The organism is Janibacter sp. CX7 (assembly GCF_024362365.1).
GTDB lineage: Bacteria > Actinomycetota > Actinomycetes > Actinomycetales > Dermatophilaceae > Janibacter.
In genome coordinates this window covers 2,775,172-2,790,887 of the sequence record NZ_CP101464.1, presented here as the reverse complement: position 1 = coordinate 2,790,887, position 15,716 = coordinate 2,775,172, and the positions used below count along the sequence as shown (strand labels likewise).

Genomic DNA, 15,716 nt, shown 5'->3' with positions numbered 1-15,716 from the left:
GGGGAGGTCAGCCGCAGCTGGTCCACTCGCCGGTCGCGCTCTTGGCGGCCCAGCCGTTGGAGTTGCCCTTGTAGATGGCGCGATAGCGGTAGCAGGCGCTCGGCTTCACCGAGGTGTTCCAGTTGTAGTAGCCGAGGCTGTTGGTCCGCGTCGAGCCGGCGTCGAACCAGTAGGAGCCGTAGGCCTGCCGCGCCTGGATGTAGACGCTCACGCCCTTGAGCGGGCGGATCGGGTTGCTCCACAGCTGGGTGACCCGGCCGGTGACCTTGCTGCCGCCGTTGCTCGTCGCCTTGAGCTTGACGCTCGTGCGCACCTTGGTCCCGGGCTTGGCCGTCTGGCGCTCCCAGTTGCTCTGCTTGTAGCTGTACCAGGCATTGCCCGCGTAGACCGCGCGATAGGTCTTGGACCGGTCGGCCGTGAGGCGCACGAGGAAGGCGCCGTTGGAGTTGCTCTCCGGGGTGGCGACGGTGCGCCACGTCGTCGAGCCGACGTTGCGGGCCTGGATCGAGATGCGCCGGCCGGTGAGCGGCCGGTAGGTCGAGGCGTCGAAGACCTCGCCGACGGTCGTCAGGCTCTCGTTGGTCCCGCTCCACAGCGGCTCCACGGTGAGGTTGAGACCGACGTCGCGCTTCGCGGTCGCCGCGGTGTCGGCAGCCGGCGCCGCGGTCGGGGCGGCGGTGCTGCTCGCTGCGGGGGCGAGCGAGACGGTCAGGGCAGTGGTGGCGGTGAGGATCATCGCGCGGCGGGTGCTCGGGCGCATGGGGACTCCAGGGGCGAGGCGGTGACATCCATCAGTGACGGGTGGTGCGGGTGTGACGCGTGGCGTCACCTCCGAGTGTGCCCCGTCCCCGGCGCTAGTCTGGGCTGAAACGCCGATCGAAGGGAGTGGGCCCCATGGGTGGCGAAGCCCTGTTCTGGATCTTCATCGTGGTCTTCAGCCTGCTCATGCTCGTGGGCTTCTACCTCGTCGACCGACCCCGTCGCCGCCGCGACGTGCCGACCCGCCTGTCGGTCCGCACCGACCCGGCGGACCCTCGCGGCCGGCACCAGCCGGCCGAGCGGGTCGACATCACCGAGACCGACAGCCGGCTCTGAGCCGGGGACAAGGAGAAACGCACATGTACATCGGAGCCGGCATCTTCCTGCTGCTCGTGGGTCTGGTCATCGTCTTCGCCTACAACGGCGACATGTCCATCGCGGGTCTGGACCTCAACGCCATCGGCTGGATCGCCATCGCCCTGGGCGCCCTGGCGATCATCCTCAGCTTCCTCTTCACCAACCGCCGTCGCGAGACGGTCGTGCGCGACGACCGTCGCTACTGACCGCCCCGGACACGCCCGAAGGGGGCTTCCCGCCAGCTGGCGGGAAGCCCCCTTCGGTCTGGTGGGGTCTCCTGGGGGAGAGGTGACTCAGAAGGCCGTCTCGGGCACGTCCATCAGGGTGTTGTCCGTGGCCTCCGCGATGGCGCGCTCGCCGGCGAGAAGCGGCAGGACGTTCTTGGCGAAGAAGCTCGCCGCGGCGACCTTGCCCGTGTAGAAGTCCTTGTCCTTGCCCTCCGCGCCGGCCTCGAGGGCCTCGGTGGCGACGGCGGCCTGGCGCAGCAGCAGCCAGCCGACGACGAGGTCACCGGCACCGAGCAGCAGACGCGAGGTGTTCTGGCCGACCTTGTAGATGTTGGTGACGTCAGAGCCCTCCTGCTTGGGGTCGGAGGCCATGAGCGCCTGGAACATCGCGCCGAGGATGCCCTGGACGTTCTCCAGGCCCTGGCCGAGCAGCTCGCGCTCGTGCTTGAGCGCGCCGCCCTGCGCGTCGACGTCCTGGGCGAACTCCTGGATCTGCATCGCGATGTGACCCAGCGCCTGGCCGTTGTCACGCACGATCTTGCGGAAGAAGAAGTCCTGGCCCTGGATGGCCGTCGTGCCCTCGTAGAGGGTGTCGATCTTCGCGTCGCGGACGTACTGCTCGATCGGGTACTCCTGCAGGAAGCCGGAGCCACCGAAGGTCTGCAGCGACTCGGTGCCGAGGAGGGTCCATGCCCGCTCGGAGCCCAGGCCCTTGACGATCGGCAGGAGCAGGTCGTTGACCCGGTTGGCCATCGCGGCGGGGGAGTCGTCGGCGATCGCCTCGCTGCCCGTGGCGAGCTGCTCGAGGTCGACGGTGTCCTGCTGGCTCGAGGTGAGCGTGACGAGCGCTCGCAGGCCCTCGGCGTAGGCCTTCTGCAGCATGAGGCTGCGGCGCACGTCGGGGTGGTGGGTGATCGTCACGCGCGGGGCGTCCTTGGCCGGCGTCGTCAGGTCGGCGCCCTGGACGCGCTCCTTGGCGTACTCGAGCGCGTTGAGGTAGCCGGTCGAGAGGGTGGCGATGGCCTTGGTGCCGACCATCATCCGGGCGTTCTCGATGACGCGGAACATCTGCGCGATGCCGTCGTGGACGTCGCCGAAGAGGGTGCCGACGGCGGCGTGCTTCTCGCCGAAGGTGACCTCGCAGGTCGTCGAGACCTTCAGGCCCATCTTCTTCTCGACGTTGGTGACGTAGACGCCGTTGCGCTCGCCGAGCTCGCCGGTCTCGAGGTCGACCGCGTACTTGGTGAGGATGAAGAGGCTCAGGCCCTTGGTGCCCGGGCCGGCGCCCTCGGGGCGGGCGAGGACGAAGTGGACGACGTTGTCGGTCATGTCCGACTCGGCCGAGGTGATGAAGCGCTTGACGCCCTCGATGTTCCAGGTGCCGTCACCGTTGTCGGTGGCCTTGGTCCGGCCGGCCCCGACGTCGGAACCGGCGTCGGGCTCGGTGAGCACCATGGTGCAGTGCCAGCCCTTCTCCGCGATCCACTTCGCGAGCTTCTTCTGCTCGTCGTTGCCGAGCAGGAAGAGCAGCTTGGCGAAGGAGTAGCTCGCGCCGAACATGCCGATGGCCGGGTTGGCGCCGAGGACGAGCTCGTTCATCGCCCAGCGCAGCGACGGGGGAGCGACGGTGCCGTCGAGCTCCTCGGGCAGGTCGAGCGACCAGAAGCCGGCGTCCTGGAAGGCCTTGTAGGACTTCTTGAAGGACTCGGGCATCGCCACGGACGAGGTCTCGGGGTCGAAGACCGGGGGGTTGCGGTCGGCGTCGGCGAAGGACTCGGCGAGCTCGTTCTCGGCCAGACGCGCGTACTCCTTGAGCATCTCGCGCGCGGTGTCGGCGTCGACCGCCTCGTAGGGGCCCTGGCCCAGGACCTCGTCGCGACCGAAGACCTCGAAGAGGTTGAACTCGATGTCGCGCAGGTTGCTCTTGTAGTGACCCATGCAGGCGTCTCCTGGTCGTGTCGTGCGCCGGGCCTGCCCGACGCTGGGGACAAGACAGTAAGCAAGCGCTTACTGTGCGTTCGGTTCATCCTCTCCCCGGTGCGCTTGCTGGGGCAAGCGAACGGCAGGTGACCTGACGCACAACGCAGCTCACCCACCTTCGTCATGACGAAGGTGGGTGAGCTCACCTGCCGAGGTGGCCGGCTCAGCGCACGGAGTCGTGCCAGGCCAGGGCCGCGTCGAGCTGGTCGCGCATCTGGGCCGGCCGCGGCGGCGAGTGCCCCTGCGCGAAGTCGTCGAAGACGAGGGAGAAGCGGGGCCCGTCGGCGGCGTCGGGGTCGACGCCCGCTGCGCGCAGGAAGGGCTGCACGTGGTCCTCGAGGTGCCCCGGGTCGCCGCTGTTGTGCACGAGACGCACGAAGGCGTCGGGCTGGTCCGGTCCGGCCGCCCACCGGTGGGTGAGGTCGACGCGGTCGCGGTGCGCGGCCTCGACCGAGTCCATGTCGGCGTGCTCGGGGAAGAGCCGGGTGCGGAAGATCTTCACCGGCATGTGCTCGTAGCGGGAGACGCGGGTCTGCGGGGAGAAGGAGACCGCGAGCGACGCCGGCGTTCGGGCCGCGAGGGCCAGCGAGGCGTAGCCGCCACCGCTGCTGCCGGTGAAGACGGTGCGGGCCGTGCCGAGGCGACCGGCGAGCGCGGCGACCTCGTCGGCGAGGCGCGCGGTGACGTCGTGCTCCTGTGGCCCGATGTACCAGGCCAGCGGGATCGCCTGGTCGACCGCGAGCGACGGGTCGGAGACGAAGAGGAGGTTCTCGGGGCGGTCGCGCAGCGTGCGCAGCCACTCGAAGCGCGGCAGGGTCGTGTCCTTGCGCACGAGGGCGCCGTGGAGCACGACGACCAGGTCGGGGTGGTCGCGCCGCAGCAGGAGGGTCTCGACCGTCAGTCGCGGGTCGTCCGGGTGGGTCAGCCGGGTCAGCTGCCGCTCTCCGGCCTCCGGCAGCGGCGCCTCGGCGAAGCTCGCGGCCTCGACGATCGGCGCCTCGGTGCGCTCGTCCCACTCGGTGCTCATCCGGTCATCCAAACATCCCGCGGGGCCTCGGTGCACCCACGACGACGAAGGGGGAGTCGGTGCCGGCGAGCCGCTGACCGTGGGTTAGCATGTCGCCTGCGCCTCGCGCGCCGGTGTAGCTCAATGGTAGAGCGCCAGCTTCCCAAGCTGGACACGCGGGTTCGATTCCCGTCACCGGCTCGGACAGCCCTCGGCCGCAACACCTGCCCGGTGTCGCGGCCGAGGGCTTTGTGCGCGCGAGGGGCTGGGTTGATGTATCTGGGTGCGCTGGAGGTCACCCACATACATCGACCGGCGAAGGGGAGGGCTAGGCATGACGAAGGGCCGCACCGGGTGGGTGCGGCCCTCGTCGGTGGTGCTGGCGTCAGGCGGCCGGGACCTGGGTGACGTTCTCGAAGGAGACGTCACCGGGCTTGGCGTTCGTCGCGGACACGGTCGTGGTGAGGGTGAAGCCGATGCTGCTGTCGAGGATCAGGGTCTGCCCGGCGGGGGACTTGTAACTCCCGCCGTCCGGGGCGATCGTGACCTGACCGAGCTGGGTGCCCGGGGCGAGCATGAGGGTGACGACCGAGGTCCCCTCGCCAGAGATCGTCGCGCCTACCGCGAGGTTCTCGATGGGCTGGCCGAAGACCTGGACGTCATTGATCTTCTGGCCGTCACTCGCCGAGAAGACGACAGTGATGCCCTCGATGGTCTCCGTGCCGGTGTTGATGAACTCGGTGGCCGAGATGTCGATCTGGGTGGCCGAGATGCGGTTGCCGCTGCCGGGCACCGACGTCGACAGGTCGTGCGGCGCGGTCGTCGACGCCGCGAGCGAGGGGGCCGCGGCGGCGATGGTGACGACGGGGGCGGACCAGGCCGCTCCCTTGACGATGGTGCGACGGCTGGGCGTCTGCGGGGTCATACGGGTTCCCTCCCATTGGTGGTCGGCCCGGGGAGGGCGAAACGCTCCGTTGCGCTCTCGTGATCGGCCGTGATCGCTGAGGACATTACCGTTACTTTGCAGTAACCGGGGGAAAAGGCGTGGAGAGTTTCCAGAGGTTCAGTCATCCGTCAGCCAAAGTGCCCTGAGTCGATGTATCCGGGTGCGCTGGGGGTCACCCATCGACATCGACCGACGAAGGGGGCGTGAACCCCCCTTCGCCCTGCGGGCAAGTACAGGTGTGAGCACACTGGGGACGCAGACAGGGAGGGCGCCGATGGGGCAGGTCAGGGCGCTGTGACGGCCGCCGAGCATCGGGGGAGTGCCGATCGACGAGGTCTTCGACCGGCACCACGCCGACGTCTACCGCTACCTCGCCCGGCGGGTGCCGGCCGACGTCGCGGAGGACCTGGCGAGCGAGACCTTCGTGCAGGCGGTCGCGAGGGGTCACACCTTCGACCCGGAGCGAGGGTGCTGCGCGGCTGGATCTTCGGCATCGCGAGCAACCTGCTCTCCCGGCACCACCGCGAGGAGGTCCGCGCCTATCGGGCCTGGGCCCGCACCGGCGTCGACCCGCTGGCGACCGCCGGCGACGAGACCGACCGGGCCATCGACCGCGTCGACTCGCAGTCGAGCCGCCCGGCGCTCGTCACCGCCCTCGCCGACCTCTCCGACGGTGACCGCGACGTGCTGCTGCTCGTCGCCCACGCGGAGCTCACCTATGCGGAGGTCGCCCAGGCCCTCGACCTGCCGGTCGGGACCGTGCGCTCCCGCCTCCACCGCGCCCGCCGCATCGTGCGGGCCGCGCTCGACGACACCAGGGGGACCCGAGATGACCACTGACGACATCGGCCTGCTCGACGGGCCCGAGATGGACGCGCTGCGCGAGCTGCGGGCCGACGTGCCCGGGCCCACCGCGACGCAGCGGCAGGCAGCGTGGGAGCGCGTGCAGGGGGCCCGCTCCCACGCCGAGCCCCGGGGGAGGAGGGGCGGCCGCGTGTGGCTGCTCGCCGGCGCGGCCGCCGCCGTCGTCGCCGGGGGAGTCGTGGTCGCCACGAGTGGTCCCGACCCGGCGCCGCCGGCGAGCACCTCCGACCAGAGCTCCTCGGCCGCCCCGACCAACCTCAACCCCAACCCCACCCCCTTCGCCACGGGCAAGGCGTGGGAGCCGTCGAACCCGACTGAGCGCAAGATCATCGAGACCTACCGTGACGACCACGTCCACCTGCTCCCCGACGGCGGCGTGCGCATCGACATCCCGCCGAAGATGAACTGGGAGGCGATGACCAAGGCGACGAATGCCGAGGGCATACCGGTCCGCTTCTGGGCGGTCTCGGGGACGCGGAACGTCTGGGAGATCGGGGCGACGATGACCATCGACCCCGAGGACGGCGTCGACATGGCGGCGGAGCCGGGGGAGCCCTATCCGTCGGACGGCGTCACCTTCGAGCGCTCGGGGGGTACGGACTCTCCGGTGACGGCCGTCGTCTTCGACCACGTCCCGACCGAGCCGGTCGACATCAACTTCACCCAGTGAGGCCGGCGGCGCTCTAGGGTCGGACCATGCTGCTCTCCGACAGGGACATCCGCGCCGAGATCGACGGTGGCCGGGTCGTCCTCGACCCCTGGGACCCGACGATGGTCCAGCCGAGCAGCGTCGACGTGCGGCTGGACAAGTTCTTCCGGCTCTTCGACAACCACAAATACCCCGTCATCGACCCGGCGGCCGACCAGCCCGAGCTGACCCGGCTCATCGAGGTCGAGCCCGACGAGGGCTTTGTGCTGCACCCCGGCGAGTTCGTCCTCGGCTCCACGCTCGAGACGGTGACCCTGCCCGACGACCTCGCCGCCCGCGTCGAGGGCAAGTCCTCGCTCGGTCGCCTCGGCCTGCTGACCCACGCGACGGCCGGCTTCGTCGACCCCGGGTTCTCCGGTCACGTGACGCTCGAGCTGAGCAATGTCGCGACCCTGCCGATCCGCCTGTGGCCGGGCATGAAGATCGGCCAGCTCTGCTTCTTCCGCCTCTCGTCGCCGGCCGAGCACCCCTACGGCTCCGCGCCCTACGGATCGCACTACCAGGGGCAGCGGGGGCCGACCGCGAGCCGGTCCTTCGCCAACTTCCACCGGACCGAGGTCTGACCCGGCGTCCCAGCAGGCGGACGGGCGAAGGGAGTCCGCCGCACGTGTCGTGACCCGCAAGTAACCTCGGGCCCATGAGCACCGACACCCACCGCATCGCCCCCCACGACGAGGTCCGCGAGGACCACGAGTCCCGCCGGGTGTCGGCCTATCGCGACGACGCGCTCGGCTCGCTCGACGCGACGGGTGTCGCCGAGGAGATCCGGGCCGGGCGGATCAGCGCGGTCGAGGCCGTCGAGGCCGCGATCGCCCGCGTCGCCGCGGTCGACGGGCAGCTCGGCGCGACGACGGTCCTCGACTCCGACCGGGCCCGTCGCCGGGCCGCCGCACTCCGACCGGGGGCGGGCGCCCCCTTCGCCGGGGTGCCGACCGCCTTCAAGGACAACGTGCACGTCGCGGGCCTGCCGATGCGCATGGGCTCGGACGCGCTGCCGGACCGGCCGGCGACCGACGACGGCGCCTTCGTCCGGCAGTACCTGTCCACCGGCGTGGTGCCGGTCGCGACGACGACCTGTCCTCCCTTCGGCTGGACGGCGACGACCGAGCGGCCGGGCGGGCGCGTCACGCGCAACCCCTGGGGCACGGGCTACTCGTCCGGCGGGTCCTCCGGTGGCGCGGCCGCGCTCGTCGCCTCCGGTGCCCTGCCCATCGCCCACGGCAACGACGGTGGTGGCTCGGTCCGCATCCCCGCCGCGGCCTGCGGCCTTGTGGGGCTCAAGGTGAGCCGCGGTCGCCTGCTCGGTGACCCGACGACCGACCAGACCCCGGTCCCGATCGTCGTCAACGGCGTGCTCACCCGGACGGTCCGCGACACCGCGCGATTCCTCGCGGCGGCCGAGGACCACCAACGGGCCCGCAAGCTGCCGCGCGTCGGCCTCGTCGAGGGCCCGGCCGACCGCCGCCTGCGCGTCGGCATGATGATCGACTCGCCGCTCGTCCAGGCGACCGACTCGCAGACCCGCGAAGCCGTCGAGGGCGTCGGGCGCCTGCTCGACGGCCTCGGTCACGACGTCGACGACGTCGACGTGCCGGTGCCGGCCTTCTTCAAGACCGACTTCGAGGACTACTGGGGGCTGCTCGCCCTCGCCTCGGCGAAGCAGGGGCGCCGCCTCTACGGCGACGGCTTCGACGCCGAGCGGCTCGACCCCTTCACCCGCGGCCTCGCGGCGCGAGCGAAGAAGCGCCTGCACCGCGCCCCGCTCTACCTCGCCCGCCTCGCCGCCGTCGGCCCCGCGTCGCAGCGCCTCTTCCCGGACGTCGACGTCATCCTCACGCCGACCCTGACGCACACAACCCCGCGCATCGGCTACCTCTCCGGCGACCTCGACTTCGAGACGCACTTCGAGCGGCTGCCGCAGTACGTCGGCTTCACCCCGCTGCACAACGTGAGCGGTCAGCCGTCGATCTCGCTGCCGTTGGGACGCACCGACGACGGTCGGCCCATCGGCGTCATGCTCTCGGCCCGCACCGGGCAGGAGCGGCTGCTGCTCGAACTGGCCTTCGAGCTGGAGGCCGCGGCCCCCTTCGCCACGCTCGGCTGATCAGGGCAGCGCGACCGTCGCGGTCAGCGCGCGGTGGTCGCTGCCGCGCTCGCGGGTGACCTCGAGCGCGGTGCACGCGGCCCCGCGGGTCGTCACGTGGTCGATCGGCACCGGCCCGTAGGCGGCTCCGCGCGTCCGCCCCCACGTGCCGGGGAACCCGGACCCGAGCTGAGCGGTGCAGTCCCGCAAGCCTGTTCGCTTCACCCACCGCCGGTAGGCGACCGCGCTGGGCGGTGCGTTGAGGTCGCCGAGGACGATGACCGGACCGTCACTCCCTTCGGCCGCCAGACGAAGGGAGTCCAGCCCCTCGCCCCAGCGGTCGGCCGCGAGGAAGGCGGGGTTCTGCAGGCGCGTGCCGACGACGGTGACTTCCGTGCCACCCCGGCGCAGCCGCAGTGCACTTCCGGGCTGCCGACCGGCGAGCGGGGTGGACGAGGCGACCGTCCACGGGCTGCGCACCCAGACGTCGACGTCGGTCCCGATGTAGTCGTCGTGGTCGCTGGCGGCGAGCCGCCACTGCGGGCCGAGGGCGCGATCCAGGCCATCGGTGCGTCCGGGGTCCCACTCCTGCAGGGCGAGCACGTCGGCGCCGTCGGCGAGGTCGACGAGCTCCGCGTCGGTTGGGCCCGCCCACGCCGTGTTGAGCGTCGCGACCGTGATCGTCGGCCCGTCCTCGGCCGCGGGCCGCGGGTCGGCGACGACGTGGTCGAGCAGCGGTGCCTGGCTGAGCAGCAGGGCGGCGACGAGGGCGAGCCGCCACCAGCGCAGGTGGCGCCACGACACGAGCGCGGCCACCAGGGCGACCCCGACGACGACGGGCAGGGCGGCGGCGATGACGACCCCGATGCTCGTGCGGCCACCGCGCAGGTACATGGCGGCGACGGCGAGCACGCACAGGACGAGGACGCCGAAGCCGGCCCACGCCAGCAGCGTCCTCCAGCGTCTCCCCGCCCGGTGCTCCGTCATCGCGAGCCCAGTGTGCCAGCCGGTCGCGGCCCGTCGAGCGGGGGCGGGAACCGATCCGCGACGTGCGGGGAAGAACAGGTGTGAGCGCGACGGAGAGCACCATGGCGACATGGGCGACGAAGGGAGCAGTGATGACCGGGCATGAGGCCGCGCAGGGGGCGACCTCGCGCCCGGTCACGCTGCTCGACGTCTTCGACCAGCACTACCGGGACGTCCACGGGTACCTCGCGCGACGGGTGGACGCCCACACGGCCGAGGACTTCGCGAGCGAGACCTTCGTCCGCGCGCTGGAGCACAGCGACCGCTTCGACCCGACGAAGGGAGGTCATCGCGCCTGGCTCTTCGGCATCGCGACCAACCTCCTCGCCAAGCACCGGCGCAGCGAGGTTCGCGGCTACCGGGCCCACGCGCGACTCGGTGCGGACCCGCTCGTCGAGGGGTACACCGGCCTCGGCGACATCGACGCCCGGGTCGATGCGCAGGCCCGCGGGCGGGCCCTCGCCGGCGCGCTGGCCGACCTGCGCGACGACGAGCGTGACGTGCTGCTGCTCGTCGCCCACGCCCAGATGAGCTACGCGGAGGTGGCGGAGGCGCTCAACCTGCCCATCGGCACCGTGCGCTCACGGCTGCACCGGGCACGCGCCCGGGTCCGCGCGGAGCTCACCGACCACGACGGCACCGACCACGACACCGAGGGGGGTCACCCATGAGCAGGGATGTGCTCGAGCACGACGAGATCAACCACGACGACCACGACCTCGTGGCGGTGCAGGGCCACCGCGCCGACCTGACCGGCGTCGACGACACGCAGGTGGCCGCGGCCCGCGAGCGGCTCGCCGCGCTGGACGGTGCCGACCGACCGCTGGGGTCCGCGACCGGATCCGGCCGCGGCAGGACGGGGCGACCCCTGCGGCTGATCGCCGGACTGGCGGCGGCCGGGGTCGCGGCCTCCCTCGTCGGGGTCGCCCTGTGGGCCGCGTCCGACGGCGGGCCCAGCGGGCCCGTGACGGTGCCGGCCGCGCCTGCCTCGACGTCCACGTCGACGACAACCCGGTCGACGTCCAAGGCCACGCCGGTGGTTCCCGCGCCCGAGGGGCTCTTCGCCGAGGGGCAGCCGCTGCACTGCATGGCCCTGCACGACGAGCCGCTCGGCGAGGTCGCCCGCAAGCTCGCGACGACCGACCTCAAGGTCGTCTACACGCTCCCGGAGACCGACTCCGCGTCCGGCAAGCGGGAGCGGTGGACCCAGGCGCGGGCCGCGGCCGACACGACGATGAAGGTCTCGGAGGTCATGGAGCGGGACTCCTCCACCATCGAGGTCTACTTCTGGTCCAAGGACAACCCGGACTTCCAGCCGCAGCTGCTGAAGGACGACTTCGACCGACGCTGTCCCGCCCCGCGCTGACCTCCGAGCCGGTCCGGGCCGCTCGATCGGGTCAGGAGGGCAGCGCCTCGCCCGTGCTCGCGGAGAAGAGGTGCAGCCGGTCCTGCTGGATCCGCAGGTGGACCAGGCTGCCCTTCTCCGGGACGCTGCGCGGCGGGACCTTGGCGACGAGGTGCGGCGCGTGGAGCTCGCCGCCCACGAGGTTGCCGTAGAGGAAGGCCTCGGAGCCCAGCTCCTCGGCGACGAGCACCTCGATGGCCAGCGCGCCCTCGGTGCCCTGGCTCACCACCTCGACGGCCTCGGGGCGGAAGCCGAGCACGACCTCGTCCTCGGTGAGGGCCGCGATGGTCGCGCGGGACAGCGGGACCCTGGCGCCTCCCACGACCGCCGCGCCGTCGGTGACGCGGAAGGTCCCGAGGTTCATCGCCGGGGACCCGATGAAGCCGGCGACGAAGGCATTGGTCGGACGGTCGTAGAGCTCGAGCGGCGAGGCCGCCTGCTGCAGGACGCCGTCCTTGAGCACCGCGACGCGGTCGCCCATCGTCATCGCCTCGACCTGGTCGTGCGTGACGTAGACGGTCGTGACGCCGAGGCGCTGCTGGAGCGCCGCGATCTGCGTGCGGGTCTGGACGCGAAGCTTGGCGTCGAGGTTCGACAGCGGCTCGTCCATGAGGAAGACCTGCGGCTCGCGGACGATCGCCCGGCCCATCGCGACGCGCTGGCGCTGACCGCCGGAGAGGGCGGCCGGCTTGCGGTCGAGCAGGGGCTCGAGGTCGAGCACCTTTGCGGCCTCGGCGACGCGCGAGCGGATCTCGGACTTCGACACGCGAGCGATCTTCAGGGCGAAGCCCATGTTCTCCCCGACGGTGAGGTGCGGGTAGAGCGCATAGCTCTGGAAGACCATGGCGATGTCGCGGTCCTTCGGCGGCAGGTGCGTCACGTCCCGACCACCGACGTGGATCGAGCCGGAGGTCACGTCCTCGAGCCCGGCGAGCATGCGCAGGCTCGTGGACTTGCCGCACCCGGAGGGGCCGACGAGGACGAGGAACTCACCGGGGTCGATGTCGAGGCTGAGAGCGTCGACGGCGGGCGTGGTCGAGCCGGGGTAGACCCGGCTGGCGGAGTCGAAGAGGACGGGGGTGGACATCGGGGCTCCTATCCCTTGGTCCCACCAGCGGTGAGGCCGGCGACAAGGTGTTTCTGGGCGAAGTAGAAGACGAGCGACGCGGGGACCATGATGAGCACCGCTCCAGCGGTGAGCAGGTCCCACTGCGGGTTGTACTGCGGCACGAACTGCTGGAGCCCCGCACCGAGGGTCAGCTTCGAGTCGCTCAGCGTGAAGGCGATGGCGTAGGCCACCTCGCCCCACGCGGTGAGGAAGGTGTAGAAGGCGGTCACGGCCAGCCCCGGCCTGGCGAGCGGCAGGACGACGTGCCAGAAGGTCGCGAAGGGGCCCAGGCCGTCGAGAGCCGCTGCCTCGTCGAGGTCGCGGGGGATCGTGTCGAAGTACCCCCGGAGCATCCAGGTGCAGAAGGGGACGGCGACCGAGCAGTAGGCGATGACGAGCGACAGCTTGGTGTCGATGAGCCCGAGGTTGGCCATGATCGTGTAGATCGGCACGATGAGAATCGCGACGGGGAACATCTGCGTCACGAGGAAGAGCCACATGAGCCCGCGCTTGCCGGGGAAGTTGAAGCGGCTCAACGCGTACCCGGCGGTGGCGGACATCGCCATGCCGAAGACCATCGTCAGCCCGGCCACGACGATCGAGTTGAGGAACCACGTCGGGAAGCTCGTCTCGACGAGCACGCGGCGGTAGTTGTCGAGGCTCGGCTGGTCGAAGAGGGTGATCCGGCTCGACTGGATGGCGCTCCTCGGCTTGAGCGAGGACAGGAAGACCCAGACGACGGGGAAGAGCGCGATGACGGTGGCGGTGATGAGGGTGGCGTGCAGCGCGATCGATGCACCGACGCTCCGCTGCCCGCGACCGCGGGGACGACGACTCACCAGACCTCTCCCTTCTTGCTGAGGATGCGGCGGTAGATGCCGGCGTAGACGATGAGCATCGAGAGGATGAGCACGCCATAGGTCGCCGCGAGCGAGTAGTTGCGCAGGCCCTCGAAGGCCGCGCGGAAGGCCCCGGTCACGAGGATCTCGGTCTCGCCGGCGGGCTCTCCACCGGTGACGAAGAAGATGATCGGGAACATGTTGAAGGTCCAGATGGTGCCGAGCAGGACGACCGTCGAGCTGACGGGTCGCAGGCCGGGCAGGGTCACGTGGCGGAAGCGCTGCCACGGCGTGGCTCCGTCCATCTCGGCCGCCTCGTAGAGGTCGGCGGGGATGGACTGCAGCCCGCCGAGCAGGGCGACCATCATGAAGGGGACACCGAGCCAGACATTGGTGACGATGGCGGCGAACATCGCGGTCCAGCGGTGGTTGAACCAGTCCACGGGGTCGAGCCCGACGCCGCTCAGCGTGGAGTTGATGATCCCGAAGCGCGGGTTGAAGAGGAACTTCCACGCGAAGGCGCTGACGAAGGCGGGCACGGCCCACGGGACGATGAGCAGCACGCGGTAGAGCGAGCGCCCGCGGAAGTTGCGGTTGAGCAGGACGGCGAGACCGAGCCCGACGAGGTAGTGCAGGGCGACGCACGAGGCGGTCCACACGACGGTGTTGACGAAGAGCATCCAGAAGTTGCCCTGGCCGCCGGTGAGGAGCTCGACGTAGTTGTGCAGACCGACCCAGTGCGCCCCGTCAGGGTTGTCGACGCACTCCTGGCCGCCGCCGAGCGTCTTCGTGCAGACGACGTCGCGGTTGTTGGACTCGTTGAGGTTCGTGAAGGACTGGTAGATGCCCTGCAGCAGCGGGGCGATGACGAGCACCCCGAGAACGAGGACGGTGGGCAGGACCATCGCCCACGCGTACCAGTGCTTGTCGAGGAGCTGACGGACCCGGCCCCGAGGGGCGGAGCCCGACTCGAGGTCGGGCTCCGCGGTGATCGACGAGGTCACGGCAGCTCGTACTCCGGGACGACGTCGGACTTGTACGTCTTCGCCGTCGCGTCGAGCGTGCTCGAGACGTCGTCGCCCTTGACGAGGGTCTTCGTCGCCATCGCGTCGAGCGGCGTGAAGAAGAGGCCGCCCTCGGGGATCCACGGGCGGGGCTTGGAGACCTTGAGCGGCTCCTCCCATGCCGTCACCTGCGCGTTGTCCTTGACGAGCTCGTAGGCCTTCTCGCTCGTCGGCAGCAGGCCGAGCTCGTCGGCGATGTAGGCCTGCGACTCCGGCGAGCTCATGTACTCGATGAAGGCGGTGGCCGCGTCGGCCTTCTTCTCGTCCAGGCCCGAGTAGACGACGTAGTTGTGACCGCCCACGGGGGAGCCGGCCCCCTTCGAGCCAGCCGGGACCGGGGCGATGCCGAGGTTCTTCGTGCCTCCGAAGCCCGGGTCCTTGGCGATGTTCGCGACCTCCCACGGACCGTTCATGATCATCCCGACCTTGCCCTCCTTGAAGAGGGTCATCATCGTCCCGTAGGCGTCGTTGGCGTCCGGCTTCGGCGCCGCGCCGGAGTCGATGAGGTCGACGGCGGTCTTGATGCCCGCCTTGTTCTCGTCCGACCCCACGAGGATCTGCTGCTTCTTCTCGTCGACGAGGTCACCCCCTTCGCCGTACATGAAGGGGAGCACGAAGTACCCGGCGCTGTTGAGGTAGATGCCGTCGACACCGGCCTTGTCCTTGAGCTTCTTCGAGGCCTCCTCGACCTCCTGCCAGGTGGTCGGGGGCTTGTTGATGCCCGCCTCCTTGAAGAGCTTCTTGTTGTACATGAGGCCGAGCGTGTCGGTGACCTGCGGGACGCCGTAGGTCTTGCCCTTGTAGACGTTCGAGGACAGCGGCGTCTCGAGGAAGTCCTTGTCCTCGAGCAGGGAGGTGCCGTCGAGGGCGTAGAGGTGGCCGGCGGCGGCGAACTCCGGGACCCAGGCGACCTCGGCCCGCATGACGTCCGGTGCGCCCTCCCCGGCCTCGGCCGCGGTCTTGAACTTGTTCTGCGCGTCGGCGAAGGGGACGGACTGGTACTTGATCTTGACGTTCGGGTACTTCTTGTTGAAGCGCTTGATGAGGTCCTTGAAGACCGGCGCCTCGTTGGTGGGGTCTGAGGTGTCCCACCACGTCAGCTCGGCCTTGAGCGTGGCCGGGTCGACCTCGGCCTGGCTCTTCGACGACGAGTCGCTCCCGCTGGTGCCGCTCCCACCGCAGGCGGTGAGGGCGAGGGCGAGAGCGCCGGCAGCAGCGGTGATGCCGGGCAACGAACGACGCATGGCGTGCTCCTTGGAGAGGTGGCGAAGGGTGAACCCGTGAAGGGCGTATCGGAACATAGCAATGTCTTGCATGATTTGGAAGACCTTGCGCAAATCGTG

Annotated in this window: 17 protein-coding genes, 1 tRNA gene and 1 pseudogene; 10 read left to right on the top strand and 9 right to left on the bottom strand. The window is 70.5% G+C overall.

Annotation, left to right across the window (positions count from 1 at the left end; all coding sequences use genetic code 11):
• Positions 1–7: 7 nt before the first annotated feature.
• On the bottom strand, positions 8–760 hold the full coding sequence (locus NMQ01_RS13765) for a hypothetical protein (RefSeq protein WP_255184475.1): 753 nt from the start codon (positions 758–760) through the stop codon (positions 8–10).
• Between the two features lie 134 nt (positions 761–894).
• Here NMQ01_RS13765 and NMQ01_RS13760 point away from each other — a divergent pair, with 134 nt between their 5' ends.
• Positions 895–1,095, top strand: a complete 201-nt coding sequence (locus tag NMQ01_RS13760; protein WP_255184474.1) for a hypothetical protein — start codon at positions 895–897, stop codon at positions 1,093–1,095.
• A 23-nt stretch (positions 1,096–1,118) separates the two neighbouring features.
• The gene (locus tag NMQ01_RS13755) at positions 1,119–1,322 is read left to right on the top strand and encodes a DUF6458 family protein (protein WP_255184473.1); all 204 of its coding nucleotides are present in this window, start codon (positions 1,119–1,121) and stop codon (positions 1,320–1,322) included.
• An 87-nt stretch (positions 1,323–1,409) separates the two neighbouring features.
• Here NMQ01_RS13755 and NMQ01_RS13750 read toward each other — a convergent pair whose 3' ends face one another.
• Positions 1,410–3,281 (bottom strand): acyl-CoA dehydrogenase, encoded by a 1,872-nt coding sequence (locus tag NMQ01_RS13750; protein ID WP_255184472.1) that lies wholly within the window; start codon positions 3,279–3,281, stop codon positions 1,410–1,412.
• A 205-nt stretch (positions 3,282–3,486) separates the two neighbouring features.
• Entirely contained in the window at positions 3,487–4,350 is an 864-nt protein-coding gene (locus NMQ01_RS13745) for a hypothetical protein (protein ID WP_255184471.1), read from the bottom strand.
• A gap of 109 nt (positions 4,351–4,459) precedes the next feature.
• Here NMQ01_RS13745 and NMQ01_RS13740 point away from each other — a divergent pair.
• A tRNA-Gly gene (locus tag NMQ01_RS13740) sits at positions 4,460–4,530 on the top strand.
• Positions 4,531–4,714: 184 nt separating this feature from the next.
• Here the strand turns inward: NMQ01_RS13740 and NMQ01_RS13735 are convergent.
• Positions 4,715–5,254: a hypothetical protein gene (locus tag NMQ01_RS13735; protein ID WP_255184470.1), complete on the bottom strand. Its 540-nt coding sequence runs from the start codon at positions 5,252–5,254 to the stop codon at positions 4,715–4,717.
• 340 nt (positions 5,255–5,594) lie between these two features.
• Between NMQ01_RS13735 and NMQ01_RS15995 the strand changes: the two are divergent.
• The 5 genes and pseudogenes from NMQ01_RS15995 to NMQ01_RS13715 form a co-directional block, all read left to right on the top strand.
• Positions 5,595–5,684 (top strand): annotated as a pseudogene (locus NMQ01_RS15995) (hypothetical protein); the annotation flags it as partial.
• A 59-nt stretch (positions 5,685–5,743) separates the two neighbouring features.
• Positions 5,744–6,115, top strand: a complete 372-nt coding sequence (locus tag NMQ01_RS13730; RefSeq protein ID WP_255184469.1) for an RNA polymerase sigma factor — start codon at positions 5,744–5,746, stop codon at positions 6,113–6,115.
• The gene (locus tag NMQ01_RS13725) at positions 6,105–6,809 is read left to right on the top strand and encodes a hypothetical protein (RefSeq protein WP_255184468.1); all 705 of its coding nucleotides are present in this window, start codon (positions 6,105–6,107) and stop codon (positions 6,807–6,809) included. The genes NMQ01_RS13730 and NMQ01_RS13725 overlap by 11 nt, the downstream gene beginning before the upstream one ends.
• Before the next feature lie 26 nt (positions 6,810–6,835).
• Positions 6,836–7,411, top strand: coding sequence for a dCTP deaminase (dcd, locus tag NMQ01_RS13720; RefSeq protein WP_255184467.1), 576 nt, complete (start codon positions 6,836–6,838; stop codon positions 7,409–7,411).
• 74 nt (positions 7,412–7,485) lie between these two features.
• On the top strand, positions 7,486–8,952 hold the full coding sequence (locus NMQ01_RS13715; RefSeq protein ID WP_255184466.1) for an amidase: 1,467 nt from the start codon (positions 7,486–7,488) through the stop codon (positions 8,950–8,952).
• On the opposite strand, the gene NMQ01_RS13710 is transcribed toward NMQ01_RS13715, so the two are convergent.
• A complete protein-coding gene (locus tag NMQ01_RS13710; protein WP_255184465.1) occupies positions 8,953–9,918 on the bottom strand; it encodes an endonuclease/exonuclease/phosphatase family protein in 966 nt (321 codons plus the stop codon). It lies immediately after the preceding gene.
• A 131-nt stretch (positions 9,919–10,049) separates the two neighbouring features.
• Here NMQ01_RS13710 and NMQ01_RS13705 point away from each other — a divergent pair, with 131 nt between their 5' ends.
• Both NMQ01_RS13705 and NMQ01_RS13700 read left to right on the top strand, forming a co-directional pair.
• A complete protein-coding gene (locus tag NMQ01_RS13705; RefSeq protein ID WP_255184464.1) occupies positions 10,050–10,628 on the top strand; it encodes an RNA polymerase sigma factor in 579 nt (192 codons plus the stop codon).
• The gene (locus NMQ01_RS13700) at positions 10,625–11,323 is read left to right on the top strand and encodes a hypothetical protein (RefSeq protein WP_255184463.1); all 699 of its coding nucleotides are present in this window, start codon (positions 10,625–10,627) and stop codon (positions 11,321–11,323) included. The genes NMQ01_RS13705 and NMQ01_RS13700 overlap by 4 nt, the downstream gene beginning before the upstream one ends.
• Positions 11,324–11,354: 31 nt before the next feature.
• Here NMQ01_RS13700 and NMQ01_RS13695 read toward each other — a convergent pair whose 3' ends face one another.
• The 4 genes from NMQ01_RS13695 to NMQ01_RS13680 are packed head-to-tail and all read right to left on the bottom strand — an operon-like array spanning position 11,355 to position 15,617.
• Positions 11,355–12,449, bottom strand: a complete 1,095-nt coding sequence (locus NMQ01_RS13695) for an ABC transporter ATP-binding protein (RefSeq protein WP_255184462.1) — start codon at positions 12,447–12,449, stop codon at positions 11,355–11,357.
• A gap of 8 nt (positions 12,450–12,457) precedes the next feature.
• Complete coding sequence (locus tag NMQ01_RS13690) at positions 12,458–13,309, bottom strand: sugar ABC transporter permease (protein ID WP_255184461.1); 852 nt, start codon at positions 13,307–13,309, stop codon at positions 12,458–12,460.
• The gene (locus tag NMQ01_RS13685; RefSeq protein ID WP_223277659.1) at positions 13,306–14,313 is read right to left on the bottom strand and encodes a carbohydrate ABC transporter permease; all 1,008 of its coding nucleotides are present in this window, start codon (positions 14,311–14,313) and stop codon (positions 13,306–13,308) included. Before NMQ01_RS13685 ends, NMQ01_RS13690 begins: the two co-directional genes overlap by 4 nt.
• On the bottom strand, positions 14,310–15,617 hold the full coding sequence (locus tag NMQ01_RS13680; protein WP_255184460.1) for an extracellular solute-binding protein: 1,308 nt from the start codon (positions 15,615–15,617) through the stop codon (positions 14,310–14,312). The genes NMQ01_RS13685 and NMQ01_RS13680 overlap by 4 nt, the downstream gene beginning before the upstream one ends.
• Positions 15,618–15,716: the final 99 nt, after the last annotated feature.

Bases quoted from the DNA above. Each gene is read 5' to 3' on its own strand.
- NMQ01_RS13765 (WP_255184475.1), bottom strand. From the start codon at position 760: ATGCGCCCGAGCACCCGCCGCGCGATGATCCTCACCGCCACCACTGCC.
- NMQ01_RS13760 (WP_255184474.1), top strand. From the start codon at position 895: ATGGGTGGCGAAGCCCTGTTCTGGATCTTCATCGTGGTCTTCAGCCTG.
- NMQ01_RS13755 (WP_255184473.1), top strand. From the start codon at position 1,119: ATGTACATCGGAGCCGGCATCTTCCTGCTGCTCGTGGGTCTGGTCATC.
- NMQ01_RS13750 (WP_255184472.1), bottom strand. From the start codon at position 3,281: ATGGGTCACTACAAGAGCAACCTGCGCGACATCGAGTTCAACCTCTTC.
- NMQ01_RS13745 (WP_255184471.1), bottom strand. From the start codon at position 4,350: ATGAGCACCGAGTGGGACGAGCGCACCGAGGCGCCGATCGTCGAGGCC.
- NMQ01_RS13735 (WP_255184470.1), bottom strand. From the start codon at position 5,254: ATGACCCCGCAGACGCCCAGCCGTCGCACCATCGTCAAGGGAGCGGCC.
- NMQ01_RS13725 (WP_255184468.1), top strand. From the start codon at position 6,105: ATGACCACTGACGACATCGGCCTGCTCGACGGGCCCGAGATGGACGCG.
- dcd (WP_255184467.1), top strand. From the start codon at position 6,836: ATGCTGCTCTCCGACAGGGACATCCGCGCCGAGATCGACGGTGGCCGG.
- NMQ01_RS13715 (WP_255184466.1), top strand. From the start codon at position 7,486: ATGAGCACCGACACCCACCGCATCGCCCCCCACGACGAGGTCCGCGAG.
- NMQ01_RS13710 (WP_255184465.1), bottom strand. From the start codon at position 9,918: ATGACGGAGCACCGGGCGGGGAGACGCTGGAGGACGCTGCTGGCGTGG.
- NMQ01_RS13705 (WP_255184464.1), top strand. From the start codon at position 10,050: ATGACCGGGCATGAGGCCGCGCAGGGGGCGACCTCGCGCCCGGTCACG.
- NMQ01_RS13700 (WP_255184463.1), top strand. From the start codon at position 10,625: ATGAGCAGGGATGTGCTCGAGCACGACGAGATCAACCACGACGACCAC.
- NMQ01_RS13695 (WP_255184462.1), bottom strand. From the start codon at position 12,449: ATGTCCACCCCCGTCCTCTTCGACTCCGCCAGCCGGGTCTACCCCGGC.
- NMQ01_RS13680 (WP_255184460.1), bottom strand. From the start codon at position 15,617: ATGCGTCGTTCGTTGCCCGGCATCACCGCTGCTGCCGGCGCTCTCGCC.